This is a genomic window from Bacteroidales bacterium (assembly GCA_021157585.1).
Classification (GTDB): domain Bacteria; phylum Bacteroidota; class Bacteroidia; order Bacteroidales; family UBA12170; genus UBA12170.
Map to the genome: position 1 here is coordinate 1 of JAGGWH010000077.1, position 20,136 is coordinate 20,136.

The following is a 20,136-nucleotide window of genomic DNA, read 5'->3' on the forward strand; positions in this document are numbered from 1 at the left end:
CTTCCGAAAAGCGTGTTTTTGCAGATGAGGAATACGCAAATGCAGGTGCAAAAGTGACCAAAGACATCTCCAGCAGCTCCTTAGTTTTTGGCGTTAAGGAAATGCCTATAGATTATTTTGAAGCCAATAAAACATATGTTTTTTTCTCTCATACAATTAAAGGTCAAGAATATAACATGCCTTTGCTAAAAAATATGGTTGAGCATAAAATCAACCTTATTGAATATGAAAAAATTGCTAATGAAAAAGGTCAACGGCTTATCTTTTTCGGTCGGTTTGCGGGTTTAGCCGGTATGATAAATTCTCTATGGTCTTATGGTCAACGCTTAAATAAATTAGGTATTTCAAATTGCTTTGAGAACCTAAAACAATCTCATAAATACGGCTCACTTGAAGAAGCAAAAACAGCAATTAAAACGGTTGGTAAGCAGATTAAATCCAAAGGATTAAGTTCTGAAGCCGGACCTGTAATTATCGGGATTACGGGTTATGGAAATGTTTCTAAAGGAGCTCAAGAGATTACGGATTTACTACCAACAGAAGAAATTACCCCAGCAGAATTACTTCAAAAATCAAAAGAAAATTCTTTCAACTTAGACAAGGTTTATAAAGTTGTTTTTAAAGAGAATGATTTATCCACAACAATAAATGAGAATGATAAATTTGAATTACAAGACTATTATCAACACCCTGAAAAATATAAAAACCAGTTTGAACAATATATTCCTCATTTGAGTATTTTAATGAATTGTATGTACTGGGACGATCGCTATCCTCGTATTGTTACCAAAGATTTTTTAGCAGAGCTTTACAAGAATGAGCACCGACTAAAAGTTATAGGAGATGTTACTTGCGATCCCGACGGTTCTATTGAAGCTACACATATTGGGACTGCCATAGAAGACCCTGTATTTGTATATAATCCTAAAACTCGAACTCCTAAAATGGGCTTTGATGGTTATGGTGTTTTAATTATGTCTGTTGATATCTTGCCTAGTGAGTTGCCACGTGAATCTTCAAAAGCTTTTGGCGATGTACTTGTAAATTACGTAAAACGGTTAGTTGAAGCCGATTATAACACTTCTTTTGAGAATTTAAATATCCCTCAAGAATTTAAAAGAGCATTGATTTTACATAAAGGGAATTTTACTCCCGATTTTAAATACATGGCTGATTTTCTGCTTAAAAAATCTTAAATATTTTTTTATTTTAAATGCGGCATATTTATAAGAATAGCTACTTTTACCACATCAAATAAAAGACAATATTTTATAAAATTATGCAACATATTCTAATTTTAGGAGCAGGTTTATCGGCATCAAGTCTGATAAAATATTTACTCGATCATTCGGAAGAGTTTGATTGGAAAATTCGTTTAGGTGATTTATCTGTTGAAACTGCAGAGGCAAAAATTGATAATCATCCAAGAGGAGAAGCATTTTATTTTGATGTGAACGATGATAAACAATGTGAAGTAGAGGTAAAAAAAGCCGATATTGTTGTGTCTATGTTGCCCGCAAGCTTGCATTTTAAAGTTGCTCGCGCTTGTGTTGATTTCGGTAAGAATATGGTTACCGCTTCTTATGTTTCACCACAAATTGAAGCTTTACAAGAAGAAGCAGTAGAAAAAGGAGTTTTAATCTTAAATGAAATTGGTGTCGATCCCGGAATTGACCATATGTCGGCCATGCAAATTATCGATAAGGTGAAAGCTGAAGGTGGAGAAATTATAAGCTTTCAATCTTCAACAGGTGGTTTGGTAGCGCCAAAATATGATAATAATCCTTGGAATTATAAATTTACATGGAATCCACGCAATGTGGTGCTTGCCGGACAAGGCGTTTCTACCTTTATCAAAAATGGAAAGTATAAATACATTCCTTATCATAAATTATTCAAGCGTATTTTAAGAACCGAAGTTTTGGATTATGGCGAATTTGAAATTTATCCCAATCGAGACAGCTTAAAATACCGCGAAATATATGGCTTGGATGATATTCCAAGTATGTTTAGAGGAACTATGCGTCGCCCCGGATACTCTCGCAGCTGGAATACTTTTGTGCAGTTAGGAATGACTGATGATACTTTTATTATTGAAGATTCGGAAAATATGACCTACCGCGAATTTGTAAATTCATTTTTACGTTATGAACCTCATATTCCGGTTGAAACAAAAATAGCCCGTTATTTAGGTATTGATGAAGACAGTGAGATAATGTATAAACTGCGCTGGCTTGATTTGTTTAAACCCATAAAAATAGGATTAAAACGAGCTACTCCTGCTCAGATTTTACAACATATTTTACTTAAAAAATGGGTGCTCGACAAAGAAGATAAGGATATGATAGTAATGCAACACCGTTTTGAAGTTGCTTATGGTGATAAAAAGAAAACCATTATCTCAAGTATGTATGTTGAAGGTACAGACCAAACACATACTGCTATGTCTAAAACGGTAGGCTATCCTGTGGCTATTGCTTGTAAACATATTTTAACCGGACAAATAAAAGATGTTGGAGTAAAATTACCTCTTACAGCTACTATTTACGAAACTATTTTAAAAGAGCTTTCAGAACTCGGTATTAAATTTATTGAAGAAGAGATAGAGGATTAGGACTTAATCTTTATTTATCCTATCCAAATAGTTTTCATATTTACAAACTCTTTAATGCCGTAGTGCGAAAGCTCACGACCGTAACCTGATTTTTTAATTCCTCCAAAGGGGAGGCGAGGATCCGATTTTGTCATTCCGTTGATAAATATGCCTCCGCTTTCAATTTTACGAGCTAAGCTTTCACCTTTTGCCAAATCTTTTGTCCACAGACTTCCTCCCAAACCAAAATCAGAATCATTGGCGATTTGTATTGCTTCTTCTTCTGTATCGAAAGAAAAAATACTAAAAACAGGTCCGAAACTCTCTTCATAATAAAGTTTCATCCCCGGTTTTAAATTCGATATAATGGTTGGTTCGTAAAAATACCCATCTCCTTCAATAAACTTTCCGCCACGTAGTAATGTAGCTCCCTGTTCTATAGTTTGTTCAACTTGAGAGTGTATCTCTTCCCGTAAATCGGCACGAGCCAAAGGTCCAACCTGAATACCGTTTTCTAATGGATTTCCTATTTTTAATAAGTCAAGTTCGGAATTTATTAACGATATAAAACTGCTTAAAACACTTTTATCGATTATAAATCGCTTGGCAGCAATACAACTTTGACCATTGTTTAACATTCTTGCCTGAACTGCAACTTTTGCGGCTTTTTCAATATCAGCATCTTTGAGGATTATAAAAGCATCGGCTCCGCCTAATTCTAATACCGTTTTCTTAATTTCTTTTCCTGAAGCCATAGCAACACGACTACCGGCAAATTCACTTCCTGTTAGTGTACTGGCTTTAATTTTTGGATTTTTTATTATCGCTTCTACTTGATTACTTTTGATGATTAGATTCCTAAATAAATTTTCAGGAAATCCGGCTAATTTAAAAACGCGCTCAATATCGTTAGCGGATCCTTGAACATTACTTGCATGTTTTAAAACAGCTGCATTGCCTGCCATTAAAGCCGGTGCTGCAAAACGAAACACTTGCCAGAAAGGAAAGTTCCAAGGCATTACAGCTAAAACAATACCGATAGGTTCAAAACTAACAAAGCTTTTCGAAGCGTCTGACTCAATATATTCATCAGCTAAAATATTCTCAGCCTCATCGGCATAATAATTACAAACCCAAGCAGACTTTTCCACTTCTGCTAATGATTCTGTCAAGGGTTTGCCCATTTCAAGACTCATTGTCTCAGCAAATTCCTGCTTCTTATCTAAAAGAACTTGCGCTGCATTTCGCATTAAATTTTTACGGTGAGAGAATGAGGTTTTCTTCCATATTTGCCAATCGTCTTCAACTGCATCAATAATATTTATTACCTCCTTATTGCTGTACTCTTTATATTCTTTAATTAATTTACCATTAGTGGGGTTTATACTTTGCATACCTATTTTATTTGATGTTTTTTATTTACAAAATAAGATGAAATTGAAAGTGCTAATAAAATGGCAATAGTGTAAAAAACAAAGTTAGGAATTGGTGTCGGATCACCTTGAGCATAAGAATGTAATCCTGATAGATAATAGTTTACACCAAAATAAGTCATTAAAACAGAGAAGTAAGAGAAAATACTGCCCACATTAAAAGCATAAAAACCTTTAAGTCCTGGAATCATACGCATATGAACTACAAAAGCATAAATGAGGATAGTAATAAATGCCCAGGTTTCTTTTGGATCCCATCCCCAATAACGACCCCAAGACTCATTAGCCCAAATACCACCAAGGAAAGTCCCTACTGTAAGCAAATACAAACCGGCAATAAGAGTAGCTTCATTAATACGGCTTAGTTCTTTAATTTTTATTTGAATACGCTCTTTGTTCTTTTTGGTTTGAAGTAGCATAAGGATTAAATTTAAAACACCTAAGAAACTACCCAAAGCTAAAAAGCCGTAGCTGGCAGTAATTACCGCAACGTGAATAGTTAACCAATAGGATTTTAAAACAGGAACCAAATTGGTTATTTCTGGATTCATCCAGCTAAGATGCGCTACAAAAAGAATTAAAAAAGTAAGAACAGATGTTGCTCCCAAAGCAATGGGTGCTTTTTTATAAAATGTGAAACCGGCTAACATACTGGCCCATCCTATAAATATCATCGATTCATAACCATTGCTCCAAGGAGCATGACCTGCAATATACCAACGTAAAGCCAAGCCTGCTGTATGTCCTACAAAAGCTAAGAACAGTATGAAAACAAGAATGTTTATTCCCCATTTAAAATGAAATTGAGGCCATAGAATGCGAATAAACAGCAGTATTAGCAAAATAAATCCTACAAGTCCATCTACAAATGAAATATTCTTGAAGATATCGAAATTATTATAAAATATCTCAAGATCAAAATGAGTATTTTTTGTTATTTCTTCGGATGCGTATTTTTGCTGATAATTAATTATGGTATCAAGATAAAAATCGGCATCATCCCATTGATTGGTACTGATTCCTTTTTTTAGTCCGTCCAAATAATTTGTAATAACTGTTTTAACAAAAGCTGAATCTTCTGATGTGAATTGTTCCAGTTTATCAGTCGGATTTTTCCAAGCGGCATCAGGTTGGTTAGGAACGGGGAAAATATTAAGAAGATGTTCTTTTGCAAGTAAGTAAAATACATTTACTCGCTCATCAACAGTAATAATATCTTTATCGAAGGTGCTACGCTTGGCCGGATTTTTATGATACGCTTCATCAACATATCTACTTAATTTATAAGACGGTTGTTGATTCTGATTAAAGAAATCATTAAAAGAAGCACGTGAGTTATTGTTACCAATAATTTTTTTAAGTCCATCATTAGAGACTTTTATTAGTTCTTGATGCCTCCAAAATTCAGGATCCACCATAAGCCCAATCATAATCTGCTCAGGTTTCAAACCTTTGTAACCACTTAAGCGACTAAACTTTCGGAAAGTTTCGTTACTCATAGAGTTTAGTGGTTTAAATCTACCACTATGCCCTTGAACGATTATTTTATTTAATTTTTCGAGATGCTGTGAAGGTATCTTTTCAATTCTTTGAATACCATTTTGTGCATTCACTGATTTAACAGGAATAAGGTTTAATCCTACAGTTAGTGCAAATGAAATAACGAATATATTAATGGTTTTTTGTCGGATTAAAAGCTGAAAGCGTGTTGATTTTTCAAATATTGCCAAGAACATTGCCAACATCATTAGACCGTAGCCAAAATATGTAATTATCATTCCCCACCAATCATGATTAACCGATAAAACAGTTCCTCCTTCGTCTGTATCGTATGAAGATTGGAAAAAACGATAACCTTCATAATCTAATACATTATTCATAAAAATACGAAAATGACGTTTTAGATTTACGCGATTATCTGTAAGAATTACTTCGCTGGCATAAGAAGAAGGACTATTTGATGCGGGATAACGATCGAGCTGAAAATCTACTAACTGTAAACTAAAAGGTAGCTCTATAGACTTAGATCCATAACTTATATCAAAATGTTTCCCGTCAAAATAGATATGTTTAGCAGCTGCGATATAGCCTTTTGTCCCCAAAGCATAACTTTCAATTTGATCGCCTTTAGAGTTTTTTAGAGTAAATTTAATTGCATTTAAACCATTCCCTTGACCACTAGTATTTTGTTCAACTCCGGTTTGAGCATGACTATAATAAGTACGTAAAACTATACTTTGATCTCCGGCCTGATATACTTTTTGCTCTTCAAATTTATAAACCGAATCCTTTTTTAGGGGACTACTCTCGGAAGACATCATACTAATTAATTTCCCATCCGCCGGCATACGTATGAATAATCCTTTTGACGTTTCCGTGATACAAAAAGTGTTAGGCGATAGTGTGTCTTTCGTTTGGAAGCACACTTTATTATGTCCTAAGGATTTTGTTTCGTTTTCAAAAAGAGAAAAACGATTAAATCTACCATCAATAGTTCCGCTTAGCTCAAGCATTTTTGGACCTTCATCCGTTTGCATAATATATTCTTGGGCATTAGGAACATATTCAAAGACTTTTAAGGTATATGTTTCTTGATCTGTCTTTAAATTAAGGCTTTCTTTGCTCGATTTGACAGGAGAAAAAAGAACTCGTTTTTCGGCAGAATAGGTATCTTGATTAAGTTTTGTTTGAATCTGTATATATGTTTCGCCTGATAAAACCTTATTAGAGGTTTGTCCTTCGCGAATACTCATTATTCCCTCAAAACCAATATATCTGGTTACTCCAGCACCTAAAATGATAAATAAAAATGAAAGATGAAAAGCGAAAACAGTATAACGTTTTGTTTTTAACGGCTTTATTTTAAATGTATTCCACGCAATATTGATGAAAGTCAGGAAAATAATAAATTCGAACCACTTGGCATTATATACAGCAGCTTTTGCCGCTATTGCCCCAAAATCATTCTCAATAAATGTAGCTAAGCCTGCGGCAAAGGCAATAAGTAATAGTAAAATACCGGCAAATTTTATAGATAAAATAAAGTTTAAGAGATTCCGCATAGGTTAATATTTGAGGCTGTTAAAGCCAACAAATATACAAATTTAGATTTGATTGTTTATTAAAAAACAATGAGTTTTTTACACTATAAAACTTGTATATCAAAAATATCTGTACTGAAAATTACAGTTTAAACGAGTCGGGTTTAATTAATCTTACCTTATTAACCGGATTACTCAAGTTTTGTTCTTAATCTGAGTTCAAGGAATATCTTACAGAAAGCAAAATTAATAATGTGTAACAGCTTGCTTCTGTTGAAGAGAAAGACGTTTTGTAAAGTACTTAAAGAAAAGCTATTTATTTTCCTAAATCAAGTTTAAGGAATACTTTTTCGGCAGCAAGTCTTTCTGCCCCTTTAATAGAGAAATCCAAGGCTTTATCCTTTGCCTCACCATTGATATATATTTCAACCTCAAATTGCTTTTTATATCCATTTCCCTGCTCATTTATTACGCGAAATTCCAAATCCAATTTTTCTTTCTGACAATATTCTAAAAGTGCACTTTTATGGCTGATTTCGGTATTTTGCAGATCGTCTAAATCAAAATGAACAGCTACTATGCGTTGAAGTATAATTTTAGATGTGAAATCATAACCTTTATCTAAATATAAAGCTCCGACAAAGGCTTCAAAAGCATCACCATTAATTGATTTAAAATGTTTGTTTTTATCAGTGTCGGCGGTTATTAATGCATTAATACCTAATTTTTGGGAGAGTTTATTAAGAGCAGAACGACTTACTATTTTTGAACGCATAGCCGTTAAAAAGCCTTCATCTTTTAAAGGGAATTTTTTAAATAGAAAATCTGCAATTATAGCCCCAAGTATGGCATCACCTAAATATTCTAAACGTTCGTTGTTTAGTTTAACCCCATTATATTTCTTAATGGCTGCAGAACGATGTCTAAAAGCGAGTTTATATAAAAAAATATTCCCGGGATAGAACCCGAAAATATTTTTTATAGCTTGGTAAAATGCTCTTTCTTTAGAAAGATGAGCTTTAACCGATAATATGTTATTGTAAATCAATTATCCTTTATATTTTTTCACAAGGATTGAAGCATTATGACCTCCAAAACCAAAGGTATTGGTTATAGCGGCATTTATAATACGCTTTTTAGCTTTTCCAAAGGTAAAATCAAGTTTATCGTCAATTCTTGAATCGAGATTAAAATGATTAATTGTTGGAGGAACAATATCATTAACAACGCTTAAAATCGTTGCAATTCCTTCTATAGCCCCGGCAGCACCCAAAAGGTGACCTGTCATAGATTTAGTACTATTAATAGAAATTTTATAGGCATGTTCTCCAAACAAGCTTTTAATAGCTAAGGGTTCTGAAATATCTCCTTGAGGTGTTGAAGTACCATGAGTATTTATATGATCAATATCTTCTTTTTGCAAACCGGCATCATCTAAAGCTGCTTTCATTGCTAACATGGCACCATAACCTTCCGGATGTGGTGATGTCATATGATAAGCATCGGCTGAAAGACCTCCACCTGCAATTTCTGCATAAATCTTTGCTCCACGGGCTAAAGCATGTTCTAAATCTTCAAATATGAGTCCTGCTCCACCTTCGGCCATCACAAATCCATCACGGTCTTGATCAAAAGGACGAGAAGCAGTTTTAGGATCGTCATTACGAGTTGAAATAGCATGCATACCATTAAAGCCACCAACACCGGCAGGATTAATTGCGGCTTCTGATCCACCAACAACAAAAGCATCGGCTTTGCCTAAACGAATATAATTAAAGGCATCTACCATTGCATTGGCTGAAGAAGCACAAGCTGAAACAGTTGCGAAATTAGGCCCTCTAAATCCATTTTTAATGGAAATATGTCCAGCTGTAATATCCGCAATCATTTTTGGAATAAAGAAAGGATTGAAACGTGGAGTCCCATCTCCTAAGGCAAAATCACTTACTTCTTTAACAAAAGTAGCTATCCCCCCAATACCTGCAGCCCATATAACTCCTATTCTGTCGCCATCTATTTCATCGGCATCTAAACCTGCGTCAACAATTGCTTGTTGAGCAGCAACTAAACCAAATTGGGCATATCTATCGTATTTGCGTGCTTCTTTACGATCAAAATAATCGAGAGGATTGAAGTCTTTTACTTCACAAGCAAATTTAGTTTTGAATTTGGAGGCATCAAAGTTAGAAATATCATCAGCACCAGAAACTCCATTAAGCAAGCCGCCCCAAAGTTCGGGAACGGAGTTACCTAATGGAGTTATGGCACCGAGACCAGTAACAACTACTCGTCGTAATTCCATAAAATGAAATTTTTATTGAGCGTGTTCTTCAATATAGGCGATAGCTTCCCCTACAGATTGAATATTTTCTGCCTGATCATCAGGAATACTCATATTGAACTCTTTTTCAAATTCCATAATCAATTCAACTGTATCTAATGAATCAGCACCTAAATCATTTGTAAAACTTGCTTCAGGTGTAACTTCACTAGGATCTACTCCTAATTTATCAACAATAATCTCAATAACTTTAGCTTTTTTGTCAGACATGTTTTTCTCCTTTTTTATTTAACACGCGGCAAAGAAAAATATTTACACAATACAAAACAATAAAAAAACGTTATTTTATGTGAAAATATATCTTAAAGTACTGTAAGTCAGCATTAATTATAATTCGAATATTCGACCAAAAAATTCGATAATTAGCTAAATTCAGCCGTTTTTAGCCTAAAATTACAATAATCGTAGTAAGCAAGATTGTTCGATAACTCTATTTTCATACTTTAAAATAGCTATTTTTGCTTTTTTAAATGGGTGAAAGATGAAAGATATTAAGCCTCATATTGCCATTTTTGCTTCGGGAAATGGAAGCAATGCCGAAAATATAGTTACTTATTTTAGTAAGAAAAAAACAGCAACTGTCGATTTGATCGTGTCCAACAATAAGAATGCTTTTGTTTTGGAACGAGCAGTAAAACTTAAAATAGATAGTCATATTATAAGCAGAAATGATTTTAAACAGCCTAAAAGTTTATTGAAAAAATTAAAAGATAAGAATATTGATTTTATAATTTTGGCGGGTTTTCTTTGGCTTATTCCTTCTGAATTGATTTTGGCTTTTCCTAAAAAAATAATAAATATACACCCTGCTTTATTACCTAAATATGGAGGGAAAGGGATGTATGGAGATTACGTTCATCAAGCTGTTTCAGCTGCCGGAGAAACAGAAAGTGGAATTAGTATTCATTATGTAAATCAGTCTTACGATGAAGGGGATATTATTTTCCAAAAAACAGTTAACATAAAAGCAGGCGAAAATCCTGAGAAAATCGCCGAAAAAGTTCATGCGTTGGAGTATGAATACTTCCCTAAAATTATCGAGCAGGTGATTTTATAATGTACTGATGTGCAAATAAGTTAGCGTTTTTTGTGGATGGGTTTTTAATTAGCACATCATCTAACTTATACGTTTTTCTACTACTCAAACATCATATTATAAAGGCGTTCTATTCCTTGTGAGAGCTCCGGTATAGAGATGTATTTGCTTTTTCTTAAATACTCTTTACGGTCGAAATACACTAATAGCGTTGGGTTAGAAAAAATGCCAAATTCTGCCGAAATTTCAGGATATTTTTCTGAGTTAATAAAATACAAGTTCATTTTAGGGTAATTCTTAGCCAATAACTCCTTTATTTTTGGTCTTAAGCTGAGGCAGGGAGCACAATTATCGCTATAGAAATAAGCAATCAAGCCGGCATCATTTGCAATGATATCTTGTATTTTAGAAAGCTTGTTTAATTCGTTATCCATAAAAAATATTTTTGAGGGCGCAAAAGTAATCATTTTTATATTTTATTAGCTTTGCCAATAAAAGAAATACTCTCGAAAAAAATAGCATAATAACGATTTCTAAATTTATGGAAGAAATATCAAATAACTCAAAACCAATCATACGCCCTCAACTTTTAACGGTATTGGCAATACTTAGTTTTATTGGGTCAGGAATGTCTTTCTTCTCATATTTTATAATGGGAATTTATTACCATTCTTTTTTGGTGGTTATACAAACAAATTTAAGCGATATGTATTCTCAAATGGGTATAGATATTGATATCGGATTCATTGAAGAGTTTTTTGTAAAAGCCGGTCGTTTTTTCTTTATTTTAACTTCTTTGGCTTATGCCGTTTCATTATATGGAATATATAAAATGTGGAATTTGCAAAAAGAAGGCTTGCATTATTATGCTATTTCCCAACTTGTTGTTTTAATTCTCCCGTTAATTTTTGTTAGTCCGCAAATGCCCGTTTTTTCCAGTTTACTTTTAACTACACTATTTATTCTTTTATATTATAGAGGATTTAAGATGATAGAAAATGAAAAGTGAACAAAACATAAATAGGCCGCTTTTATTAAGTGCTCTACTAGTAGTATTGAGTATTATAGCATTAATTTTTAGTGGTATTTTAATTTATACCGGTATTTTTTATACTGAAGCGGAGTTAGGTTTGCAAGTTTACCTTTCCGATACATTCGCACGTTTCCCTTTTGTGGTAATTTATTCTCTCCTTGTTGTTTTTGCTGTTTTTTTACTCATATCCGTTATTTTAATGTGGATACGTAAGACACTCGGTCTGTTTCTTTATTTTTCTTGGTCGTTTGCTCTGATTTTATTGCTATTATTTGGAGAGAAAATAGATTGGTTCAATATTCTCGTTCTTATTATCATAGTTGTAATATTAAGCTTTAATTTTTCTTATTTTTCCGAAAAATCTTTTAACCAAAATAAGGAAGAATAGAACAGCTTCTGTAATCATATCCCCTTCTTTTATTTTTCTTATGTATGTATATTATTGATAATTTACTGTGTTTCAAATTTTAATTGCTGAAAATAAAGCGATTAGTGGTATTATTAAATGTGAAGAAATGTTAAATATTTTGTTAAATTCTGACGGTTATGTGAAAAAAACTACTTAAATTGCGCTCTTATTTGGTCGGAAGGTGTGTTCTGACCGGTAAATTATAGGGGGTTTATTCAATATAAATCCGGAATTTAAATCATCTTATTAATTAATTTATTAGAAGTTATGAGAAAATTTATTCTAATGCTCGCTTTGTTTGCCTTTGTTGGGCTTCAAGGTGTATTTGCACAAACTTCTGTTACCGGTACTGTTACCAGTTCCGATGACGGAGGAACTCTTCCCGGAGTATCTGTTGTAGTAGAAGGTACCAGCCTTGGTACTACTACCGATATGGACGGTAAATTCAGTTTATCAGTTCCCGCTGATGCTACTGCTCTTGTTTTTTCATTTGTAGGAATGGAAACACAAACAGTTGCATTTACAGGTCAAACTGTTGTTAATGTTGTTATGAACGCATCTGCTCTAGATTTAGATGAGTTTGTTGTAACAGCTCTTGGTATTTCTCGTGAGAAAAAATCATTGGGATATGCCGTTCAGACACTTGGCGAAGAAGCTTTAGGCGAAGTTCGCGCTTCTAACCCCGTTGCTAGTTTATCTGGTAAAGCTTCAGGCGTTAAGATTACGCAACCTAACACTATGGGAGGTTCTGCCAATATTGTAATTCGTGGTAATGCGTCTATTACTCAAAACAACCAAGCTTTATTTGTTATTGATGGTGTTCCTATTAGTAACGTTAACACCAGCTCTAATAAAGATGGTTGGGGTGGTTATGACTACGGTAATGCTGCTAGTGATATTAACCCTGACGATATAGCATCTGTTTCTGTATTGAAAGGTGCTGCTGCAACTGCTCTTTATGGATCACGTGCTGCAAACGGTGTTATTGAGATTACAACTAAAAGAGGAACTAAAAGAGAAGGTATTGGAGTTACTATTAACTCCGGTGTAACATTTAACTCTGCCGATCCTAGTTCTATGCCAAAATGGCAAGATAAATATGGTGAAGGTTACGGTGCTTTTTATGATGATCCAACCGGATATTTCTTTTATGAAGATATGACAGGCGACGGAATTCCTGATTTAGTTGCTCCTACTTCTGAAGATGCATCTTGGGGTGCTGCTTTTGATCCAAATTTAATGGTTATTCAATGGGATGCTTTAGATCCAAATGCACCTAATTATGGTGTTGCAACTCCATGGGTTTACCCTGAAAATGATTACCATTATTTCTTTCAAACAGGTGTTCGTTATACTAACAACATTACCTTTGAAGGTGGAGATGAAAAAGGAACTTTCCGTTTATCTTATACCAATAATGATGAAAAAGGAATTCTTCCTAACTCTTCTATAGAAAAACATGTAATTAACTTTAGTGGAAGCCGTAATTTAAGTGATAAATTGACTATTGATGCTAATGTTACTTATACTAATCAAAATGCTATTGGTCGTTACGGAACCGGTTATGACGGAGGAAACGTTATGCAGTCTTTCGGTCAATGGATAGGTGTACAAGTTGACTTTCAAAAATTAGAAGAACTTTATCTACGCGAAGATGGTTCTCAATTATCTTGGAACTCAAGTTATGTTGATGATCTACATCCAATTTATTTTGATAATCCTTATTGGGTACGTTATAAAAATTATAATGATGACCACCGTAACCGTATTTTTGGTTATTCTGCTGCAAATTATAAACTAAACGACTGGATTAGTGCTAAAGCAAAAGTTTCTATCGATTCTTATACAGAAGTACAAAACGAACGTATTGCTGTAGGATCTGTTGACCAATCTAAATTTAGCAGCTATACTCGTCAGAGTCAAGAATTGAACTATGACTTTATGTTGAATTTCAATAAAAACTTTGATAATATTTCTGTTACAGGTTTAGTAGGTACTAACGTACGCCGTAATACTGTTGAGTCTGTTTATGGTTCTACTGTTGGTGGTTTAGTTGTTCCCGATTTATGGGCAATTAGCAACTCTGTTTCTCCTGTTTATGTTTCTGAAGCATTGAACAAATGGGGAACCAATTCCATATTTGCAAATGTATCTTTTGGTTATAACGATTTCGTTTTTGTTGATTTAACTGACCGTTACGATGTTTCTTCTACATTACCTGAAGGTGATAATGGATTTAACTACTACTCTGCATCTACCAGTGTACTTTTATCAGAATTGGATCTTTTTAAAGATATGCCTGTTCTTTCTTTCTTAAAACTAAGAGCTAACTACGCTGAAGTTGGTAATGATGCTCCCGTTTATAGTTTGTACTCTACTTATGCAAAAGGAACAAACTGGGGAAGCAATGCTTTATTTTCAGTTAGTAGCACTATGTTGAATCCTAACTTAAAGCCTGAGCGTACAAAATCTTTCGAGGTTGGTTTAGAAGCTAATTTCTTCGATAATCGCGTTCGTGCAGATGTTGCTTATTATAATAACCGTTCTATTGACCAGTTAATGCCTGTTACTGTTTCTCCACTTTCCGGATATTCTAGTATTTGGATGAACTCTGGTGAAATTGAAAATAAAGGTATAGAATTATCTTTAACAGCAAATGTTATGAAAACAGATAATTTTAACTGGGATATCAATGTAAACTGGTACAAAAACAGCAATGAAGTTGTAAGACTATATCAAGCTGAATCAGGTGAAGAAGTAAAAAATATTATGATAATGTCTGCTTGGGATGTTTCAATTAATGCTGTTGTAGGTGAACCTTATGGAGTTATTCGTGGTATTGATTATGTTTATCATGACAATGGCGAACCTATGGTTAATGCTAATGGTTATTATATGATGGGTGACGATCCTGCTGCTAATATTGGTAGTATTCAACCCGATTGGAATGCCGGTTTGTCTTCAAGAATGTCTTATAAAGGATTCTCTTTGAATGTTTTATTTGATGGACAAAAAGGTGGAGATATTTACTCTGTTAATACTAAATACGGACAAGCAACCGGTGTTTATGAAGAAACTGCCGGTACTAACGTATTGGGTAACCCAACACGTGATAATATTGTTTCTCTTACTGATGGTGAGTATTCTCAACATTTCAGTGGTGGTTTACCATTATCTGAAGCTGATCCTACTTCAGGAGGTATCATCCTTCCCGGTGTAAAAGAAGATGGAACTCCTAACGACATTTTGGTTTCTGCCGGACGTTGGGGTCGTGCATTCTATTACAGAAACAGTCCAACAGCTCGCTACGTATTTGATGCTTCTTATATTAAATTCCGCGAACTTTCTTTTGGCTACACTTTAAACAAAAATTTAGTTGCAAAAACTCCATTTAACAATATTACTTTCTCTGTTATTGGACGTAACTTAGCTATCTTGTTTAAAAATACTGATCATTTTGATCCTGAAATGTCTCTAGGTTCCGGTAATGCTCAAGGTATTGAAACAGGAGCTTATCCAACAACCAGAAGTATTGGATTTAACTTAAAACTTGGTATTTAATTTAAACCTTAAAAAATAGATTATGAAAACAATTAAATATATATTAATGGTGTTGGTTATCGCTATCACAGTAACTTCTTGTGAAAAGCCTGATAATATCAACCCTAAAGCCGCAACATCTGTTCCAGTAGGAACTCTGTTTTCAAATGCGGAGGTTTCTCTTGTCAACCAGATAAACAGCATGAGTGTTAATTATAACACTACTCGTTTACTGGTTCAATATTGGCAAGAAACAACCTACTTCTCTGAAGCACGTTATGACTTCTCTTCACGTAATATTCCTGACAATTATTCTACGGCTTTATACCGTAATGTAATTATGGATTTAAAAGAGGCTAAAACCATTTTAAATGCCAGTGAATTTACAGGAGGCCTTGCTACTCAAAGAGATAATCAAGTAGCCATTGCCGATATTTTACAAGTATATGCATATCAGGTAGCTGTTGATGCTTTTGGTGATATGCCTTATACAGAAGCTCTGCAAGGTATTGCTGATCCTTCTCCTGCTTATGATGATGCTGCTTCTATTTATACTGATCTTTTGGCTCGTTTAACTGCTGATATTGCAACTTTAGACGCTTCTCAAGGTAGTTATGGTAGTGCCGACTTTATTTATGGTGGCGATGTTGCTAAATGGAAAAAATTTGCTGCATCTTTAAAATTGCGTGCAGGTATGCGTTTAGCTGATGTTAATCCAACCGCAGCTCAAGCAGCTGTTGAGTCTGCTTATAGTGCAGGTGTTTTTGCTAACGAAGACGAGAGTGGAATTCTTTATTATTCCGGAGTTTCTCCTCACGTAAATACTATCTATTCCGGATTCTTTGTTGATGGTCGTAAAGATTATATCCCAACAAATACACTTATTGATTATATGAAATCATTAGATGATCCACGTTTACCTCTTTATTTTGATATGGTAGATGGTGATTATATTGGTGCTGAAGCTGGAGCTGATGCTGCTGCTACTTATACTAACTATTCTCATTTTGCTGATCGTTTCTTCCAGCCTGATTTTGAGGCTATCTTAATTGATTATGTTGAAACAGAATTTCTATTAGCAGAAGCTGCACAACGTGGCTGGAATGTTGGTGGAGCTGCTGAAGATTATTTCAATAATGCGGTTACTCAGAGTATTCTTTATTGGGAAGGAACTCAAGCAGATGCCGATGCTTATTTAGCTGCTCATCCTTACGATGCTGCTAACTGGAAAGAGTCTTTAGGAATGCAAAAATGGTTAGCTCTTTATAACCGTTCTGTTGAAGCTTGGGCTGAATGGAGAAGACTTGATTATCCGGTTTTAAATGTTCCAACAGGAATGGTTTACGGTGATATTCCTTCTCGTATGCCTTATCCATTTAATGAGGTTAAAAATAACGAATCGAATTATAACGCTGCATCTGCTGCAATTGGTGGTGATGATATGCGTACTAATTTATTCTGGGATATTTATGATCCTTTTTAACTAAGGTTTAATTACCTAATGTTTAGGAAAGGGCTGCTTTTTACGAGCAGCCCTTTTTTTATGTGAATTAAAAACTATCATAGATTTATTGAAGTTATATTCATATAGCCAAAATCCTCCTCTTATTTTGCTTACCCTCAATCATTACCAATATGTTTCAGGTATTTCTTCTCTCAAAATAAGCCGAATATCCATTAGAGCTGCTTTTTTATTAATTTTACCCAACAATTTATAATAAACTTAATAATGAGTAAGGACTATATAATTCCTCGTATTTTTTTTGCGTTCTTTTTGTTTTCAATTGCATTTTCTCTGCAAGCACAAACGGTAAATTTAAAATTAATAGAAACCAGTGATATTCACGGAGCTATTTACCCTTGGGATTTTAAGAACGATAAAGCCGCAGCTACTTCTTTGGCTCAAATATATACCTATATAGAAGAGCAAAGATTAGATAAGAAACAAGAACTTATTCTTTTAGATAATGGTGATATTTTACAAGGTCAGCCCGTGGTTTATTATTCTAATTTTGAAAAAACAGATACCGAACATATTTGTGCTAGTGTAATGAATTATATGAAATATGATGCAGCAACAGTTGGAAATCATGATATTGAAGCAGGGCATAATGTTTACGATAAAATAGAAAAGGAATTTGATTTTCCTTGGATGGCTGCCAATGCTGTAAATACAAAAACCGGAAAACCTTATTTTAAACCCTACACTATTTTAAACCGTAAAGGAGTTAAAATTGCTATTCTTGGATTAATTACTCCGGGAATTCCTATGTGGTTGCCAGAAAAAATATGGAGTGGTATAGATTTTCAAGATATGATACTAACTGCCAAAAAATGGGTGAAAATAATCGAAGAGAAAGAACATCCGGATATATTGATAGGTCTTTTCCATTCGGGTGTAGAGTGGAACTATAATGGGCAAACAGCCGATATGTTACGGAATGAGAACGCATCACAGCTTGTGGCCGAACAAGTTCCCGGTTTTGATGTGGTATTTGTTGGTCACGACCATAAGAGTTGGAATTATTGGGTAAATGATGCCGAAGGAAATAAGGTTTTGATTCTTGGCACAAAAGGTTCAGCGGGTACAGCAACTGAGGCAACTATTATTTTAAATAAAAATAAAGAAACAAATGTTTGGGAAAAAGAAATTACCGGAAATGTAATTACCGTTGAAAATTACAAACCCCATCAGGCATTTATAAATGAATTTAGTTCGCAAATTAAAGAAGTAAAAGATTACGTTTCTAAACCTATTGGTCAATTTACCGAAGCAATATCAACAAAAGAATCTTTCTTTGGCAACTCTGCTTTCATCGATCTTATCCAGCGTATTCAACTCGATTTAACAAAGGCCGATATTTCTTTTGCATCTCCTCTTTCCTATAATGCCGAAATAAATAAAGGAGAAGTATATGTGCGAGATATGTTTAATTTATATAAATACGAGAATCTGTTATATACTATGAAAATGAGCGGTCAGGAAATAAAAGATTATCTCGAATATTCTTATGGCTACTGGTTTAACCAAATGCAAAACGAAGATGATCACTTGCTTAACTTTTCTCGCGACAATAAAGGACAAATTATTTTATCTCACGGAAATCCGCAATTAGCAGTTAGTTATTATAACTTCTCTTCAGCAGCGGGAATTAATTATACTGTTGATGTATCGAAAGAAATGGGCGAAAAAATAAAAATACATTCTCTGTCTAATGGCAAAGCATTCGACTTGAAGAAAATATATTCTGTAGCCGTAAACTCTTATCGTGGTAATGGAGGAGGTGGGCATTTAACACTTGGCGCAAAAATTCCTGAAAATGAAATAACAGCAAGAATAACCACTTCTACACAGAAAGATTTACGTTACTATCTTATGAAATGGATTGAAAAAGAGAAAATAATTACACCTCAGAAGTTAAATAATTGGAATGTGATTCCAATCAATTGGGTGAAAAAAGGAAAAGAAAAGGATTGGCAGATAATGTTTCAAAACCAATAAGACTTTTGAGTTTTAAATGATGTCTCTTTAGTTTTAAAAAGATCTGTTTTTATATCGTTGCATTAAAAACATATGGATTATGAAATATATATCTTTAAAAGTAAGCTTAGTATTTATTTTGGGAAGTCTGTTATTTACCTCCTGTAAAAACCAAAATTCCTATACAAAAACTTCTGACTTACATATCAGACAATTAGTTGATACTGTCGGTTTCACTCAGTATCCTTGGCAAATGGATAGTATTGTATCTCGCATAGGCAAAGAAGATAAGATTAAAACAGAGAAGATTTACAAAATGGTTATTAACCCACATGATGATTATGCTTATGCTGCAGGCTTATATTTAAAAACTCTGGAAGGAATAAAAGCAAATACGGTTGTTTTAATTGGGGTTGCTCATAAAGCAAGGAATTTTCAACTTGAGAATAAACTTGTTTTTGGTGACTTTGATACTTGGAAAGGGACATTTGGAAATGTTAGAATTTCTCCTCTGAGAGATAAACTTATACAAAAGCTATCTAAAGAAAACTATGTAATTCACGATAGTATGATGCAGATAGAACATTCTTTAGAAGCCCTCACTCCCTTTCTTCAAATGAAGAATAAAAATATTGAGATAATTCCATTGTTGGTTCCCTATTTCACTTATAAGAATATGGATTCATTTTCGGATGATTTCGCAAAAGCGTTGCAAGAAATTATGTCAGAAGAAAAACTTCAGTTTGGGAAAGATATAGCCATTATTGTTTCAAATGATGCCATTCATTACGGGGATACTGATTGGGGCGGAAAAAATATGGCTCCTTTTGGAGTTGACTCTGCGGGCACAGCAAAAGTAATTCAGAAAGAAATGGAAATTATTGATAATTGTTTAATAGGGACATTAAATTCGGAAAAAATAAGACGCTTTAATAAATATACTGTCCAAGAGGATAATTTTAAAGAGTACAAATGGACTTGGTGCGGAAGATATACTCTTCCTTTTGGACTGATGGTTGCCAATAAATTAAACTCGTTAATAACAGATGAACCGTTAAAAGGAACTTTAATTGATTATCGTAGCAGCATTAGCAATCCACATATTCAGGTAAAAGATATTGGTATGGGAACAACAGCTCCTGCAAATCAACATCATTGGGTAGGATATGTAGGAATATCTTATGAATAAAAGATAGTATTCTATATTTAAAGATAGGATTCAGCTCAAA

General features: G+C 34.0%; 15 protein-coding genes. 9 read left to right on the forward strand and 6 right to left on the reverse strand.

The window, feature by feature from the left end; all coding sequences use genetic code 11:
* Positions 1–1,196, forward strand: a 1,196-nt coding sequence (locus J7K39_05010) for a hypothetical protein (protein ID MCD6179243.1), incomplete at its 5' end; no start/stop codon positions are given.
* Between the two features lie 83 nt (positions 1,197–1,279).
* Positions 1,280–2,614: a saccharopine dehydrogenase NADP-binding domain-containing protein gene (locus J7K39_05015; protein ID MCD6179244.1), complete on the forward strand. Its 1,335-nt coding sequence runs from the start codon at positions 1,280–1,282 to the stop codon at positions 2,612–2,614.
* A gap of 14 nt (positions 2,615–2,628) precedes the next feature.
* On the opposite strand, the gene J7K39_05020 is transcribed toward J7K39_05015, so the two are convergent.
* From J7K39_05020 to J7K39_05040, 5 genes are all read right to left on the reverse strand, one after another.
* Positions 2,629–3,987 (reverse strand): NAD-dependent succinate-semialdehyde dehydrogenase, encoded by a 1,359-nt coding sequence (locus J7K39_05020; protein MCD6179245.1) that lies wholly within the window; start codon positions 3,985–3,987, stop codon positions 2,629–2,631.
* 2 nt (positions 3,988–3,989) lie between these two features.
* On the reverse strand, positions 3,990–7,088 hold the full coding sequence (gene ccsB, locus J7K39_05025) for a c-type cytochrome biogenesis protein CcsB (protein MCD6179246.1): 3,099 nt from the start codon (positions 7,086–7,088) through the stop codon (positions 3,990–3,992).
* 295 nt (positions 7,089–7,383) lie between these two features.
* Positions 7,384–8,115, reverse strand: coding sequence for a ribonuclease III (gene rnc, locus J7K39_05030; GenBank protein ID MCD6179247.1), 732 nt, complete (start codon positions 8,113–8,115; stop codon positions 7,384–7,386).
* Positions 8,116–9,369: a beta-ketoacyl-ACP synthase II gene (gene fabF, locus J7K39_05035; GenBank protein ID MCD6179248.1), complete on the reverse strand. Its 1,254-nt coding sequence runs from the start codon at positions 9,367–9,369 to the stop codon at positions 8,116–8,118. It abuts the gene before it with no gap.
* A gap of 12 nt (positions 9,370–9,381) precedes the next feature.
* Complete coding sequence (locus J7K39_05040) at positions 9,382–9,618, reverse strand: acyl carrier protein (protein ID MCD6179249.1); 237 nt, start codon at positions 9,616–9,618, stop codon at positions 9,382–9,384.
* 271 nt (positions 9,619–9,889) lie between these two features.
* Here J7K39_05040 and purN point away from each other — a divergent pair, with 271 nt between their 5' ends.
* The gene (gene purN / locus J7K39_05045) at positions 9,890–10,465 is read left to right on the forward strand and encodes a phosphoribosylglycinamide formyltransferase (GenBank protein ID MCD6179250.1); all 576 of its coding nucleotides are present in this window, start codon (positions 9,890–9,892) and stop codon (positions 10,463–10,465) included.
* Positions 10,466–10,545: 80 nt separating this feature from the next.
* Here purN and J7K39_05050 read toward each other — a convergent pair whose 3' ends face one another.
* On the reverse strand, positions 10,546–10,878 hold the full coding sequence (locus J7K39_05050; protein ID MCD6179251.1) for a thioredoxin family protein: 333 nt from the start codon (positions 10,876–10,878) through the stop codon (positions 10,546–10,548).
* A 107-nt stretch (positions 10,879–10,985) separates the two neighbouring features.
* Here J7K39_05050 and J7K39_05055 point away from each other — a divergent pair, with 107 nt between their 5' ends.
* The 6 genes from J7K39_05055 (at position 10,986) to amrB (ending at position 20,096) form a co-directional block, all read left to right on the forward strand.
* On the forward strand, positions 10,986–11,453 hold the full coding sequence (locus tag J7K39_05055) for a hypothetical protein (protein MCD6179252.1): 468 nt from the start codon (positions 10,986–10,988) through the stop codon (positions 11,451–11,453).
* The gene (locus tag J7K39_05060) at positions 11,443–11,865 is read left to right on the forward strand and encodes a hypothetical protein (GenBank protein ID MCD6179253.1); all 423 of its coding nucleotides are present in this window, start codon (positions 11,443–11,445) and stop codon (positions 11,863–11,865) included. Before J7K39_05055 ends, J7K39_05060 begins: the two co-directional genes overlap by 11 nt.
* Before the next feature lie 288 nt (positions 11,866–12,153).
* Entirely contained in the window at positions 12,154–15,447 is a 3,294-nt protein-coding gene (locus J7K39_05065; protein MCD6179254.1) for a SusC/RagA family TonB-linked outer membrane protein, read from the forward strand.
* Between the two features lie 22 nt (positions 15,448–15,469).
* Complete coding sequence (locus J7K39_05070; GenBank protein ID MCD6179255.1) at positions 15,470–16,909, forward strand: SusD/RagB family nutrient-binding outer membrane lipoprotein; 1,440 nt, start codon at positions 15,470–15,472, stop codon at positions 16,907–16,909.
* A 246-nt stretch (positions 16,910–17,155) separates the two neighbouring features.
* Positions 17,156–18,928, forward strand: a complete 1,773-nt coding sequence (locus tag J7K39_05075) for a bifunctional metallophosphatase/5'-nucleotidase (protein ID MCD6179256.1) — start codon at positions 17,156–17,158, stop codon at positions 18,926–18,928.
* Between the two features lie 79 nt (positions 18,929–19,007).
* Positions 19,008–20,096, forward strand: a complete 1,089-nt coding sequence (gene amrB, locus J7K39_05080; protein MCD6179257.1) for an AmmeMemoRadiSam system protein B — start codon at positions 19,008–19,010, stop codon at positions 20,094–20,096.
* Positions 20,097–20,136 lie beyond the last annotated feature (40 nt).

Coding starts and splice junctions, on each gene's coding strand:
- amrB (MCD6179257.1), top strand. CDS start 19,008: ATGAAATATATATCTTTAAAAGTAAGCTTAGTATTTATTTTGGGAAGT.
- J7K39_05070 (MCD6179255.1), top strand. CDS start 15,470: ATGAAAACAATTAAATATATATTAATGGTGTTGGTTATCGCTATCACA.
- purN (MCD6179250.1), top strand. CDS start 9,890: ATGAAAGATATTAAGCCTCATATTGCCATTTTTGCTTCGGGAAATGGA.
- J7K39_05060 (MCD6179253.1), top strand. CDS start 11,443: ATGAAAAGTGAACAAAACATAAATAGGCCGCTTTTATTAAGTGCTCTA.
- J7K39_05075 (MCD6179256.1), top strand. CDS start 17,156: ATGAGTAAGGACTATATAATTCCTCGTATTTTTTTTGCGTTCTTTTTG.
- J7K39_05065 (MCD6179254.1), top strand. CDS start 12,154: ATGAGAAAATTTATTCTAATGCTCGCTTTGTTTGCCTTTGTTGGGCTT.
- J7K39_05020 (MCD6179245.1), bottom strand. CDS start 3,987: ATGCAAAGTATAAACCCCACTAATGGTAAATTAATTAAAGAATATAAA.
- J7K39_05040 (MCD6179249.1), bottom strand. CDS start 9,618: ATGTCTGACAAAAAAGCTAAAGTTATTGAGATTATTGTTGATAAATTA.
- J7K39_05015 (MCD6179244.1), top strand. CDS start 1,280: ATGCAACATATTCTAATTTTAGGAGCAGGTTTATCGGCATCAAGTCTG.
- fabF (MCD6179248.1), bottom strand. CDS start 9,369: ATGGAATTACGACGAGTAGTTGTTACTGGTCTCGGTGCCATAACTCCA.
- ccsB (MCD6179246.1), bottom strand. CDS start 7,088: ATGCGGAATCTCTTAAACTTTATTTTATCTATAAAATTTGCCGGTATT.
- J7K39_05050 (MCD6179251.1), bottom strand. CDS start 10,878: ATGGATAACGAATTAAACAAGCTTTCTAAAATACAAGATATCATTGCA.
- J7K39_05055 (MCD6179252.1), top strand. CDS start 10,986: ATGGAAGAAATATCAAATAACTCAAAACCAATCATACGCCCTCAACTT.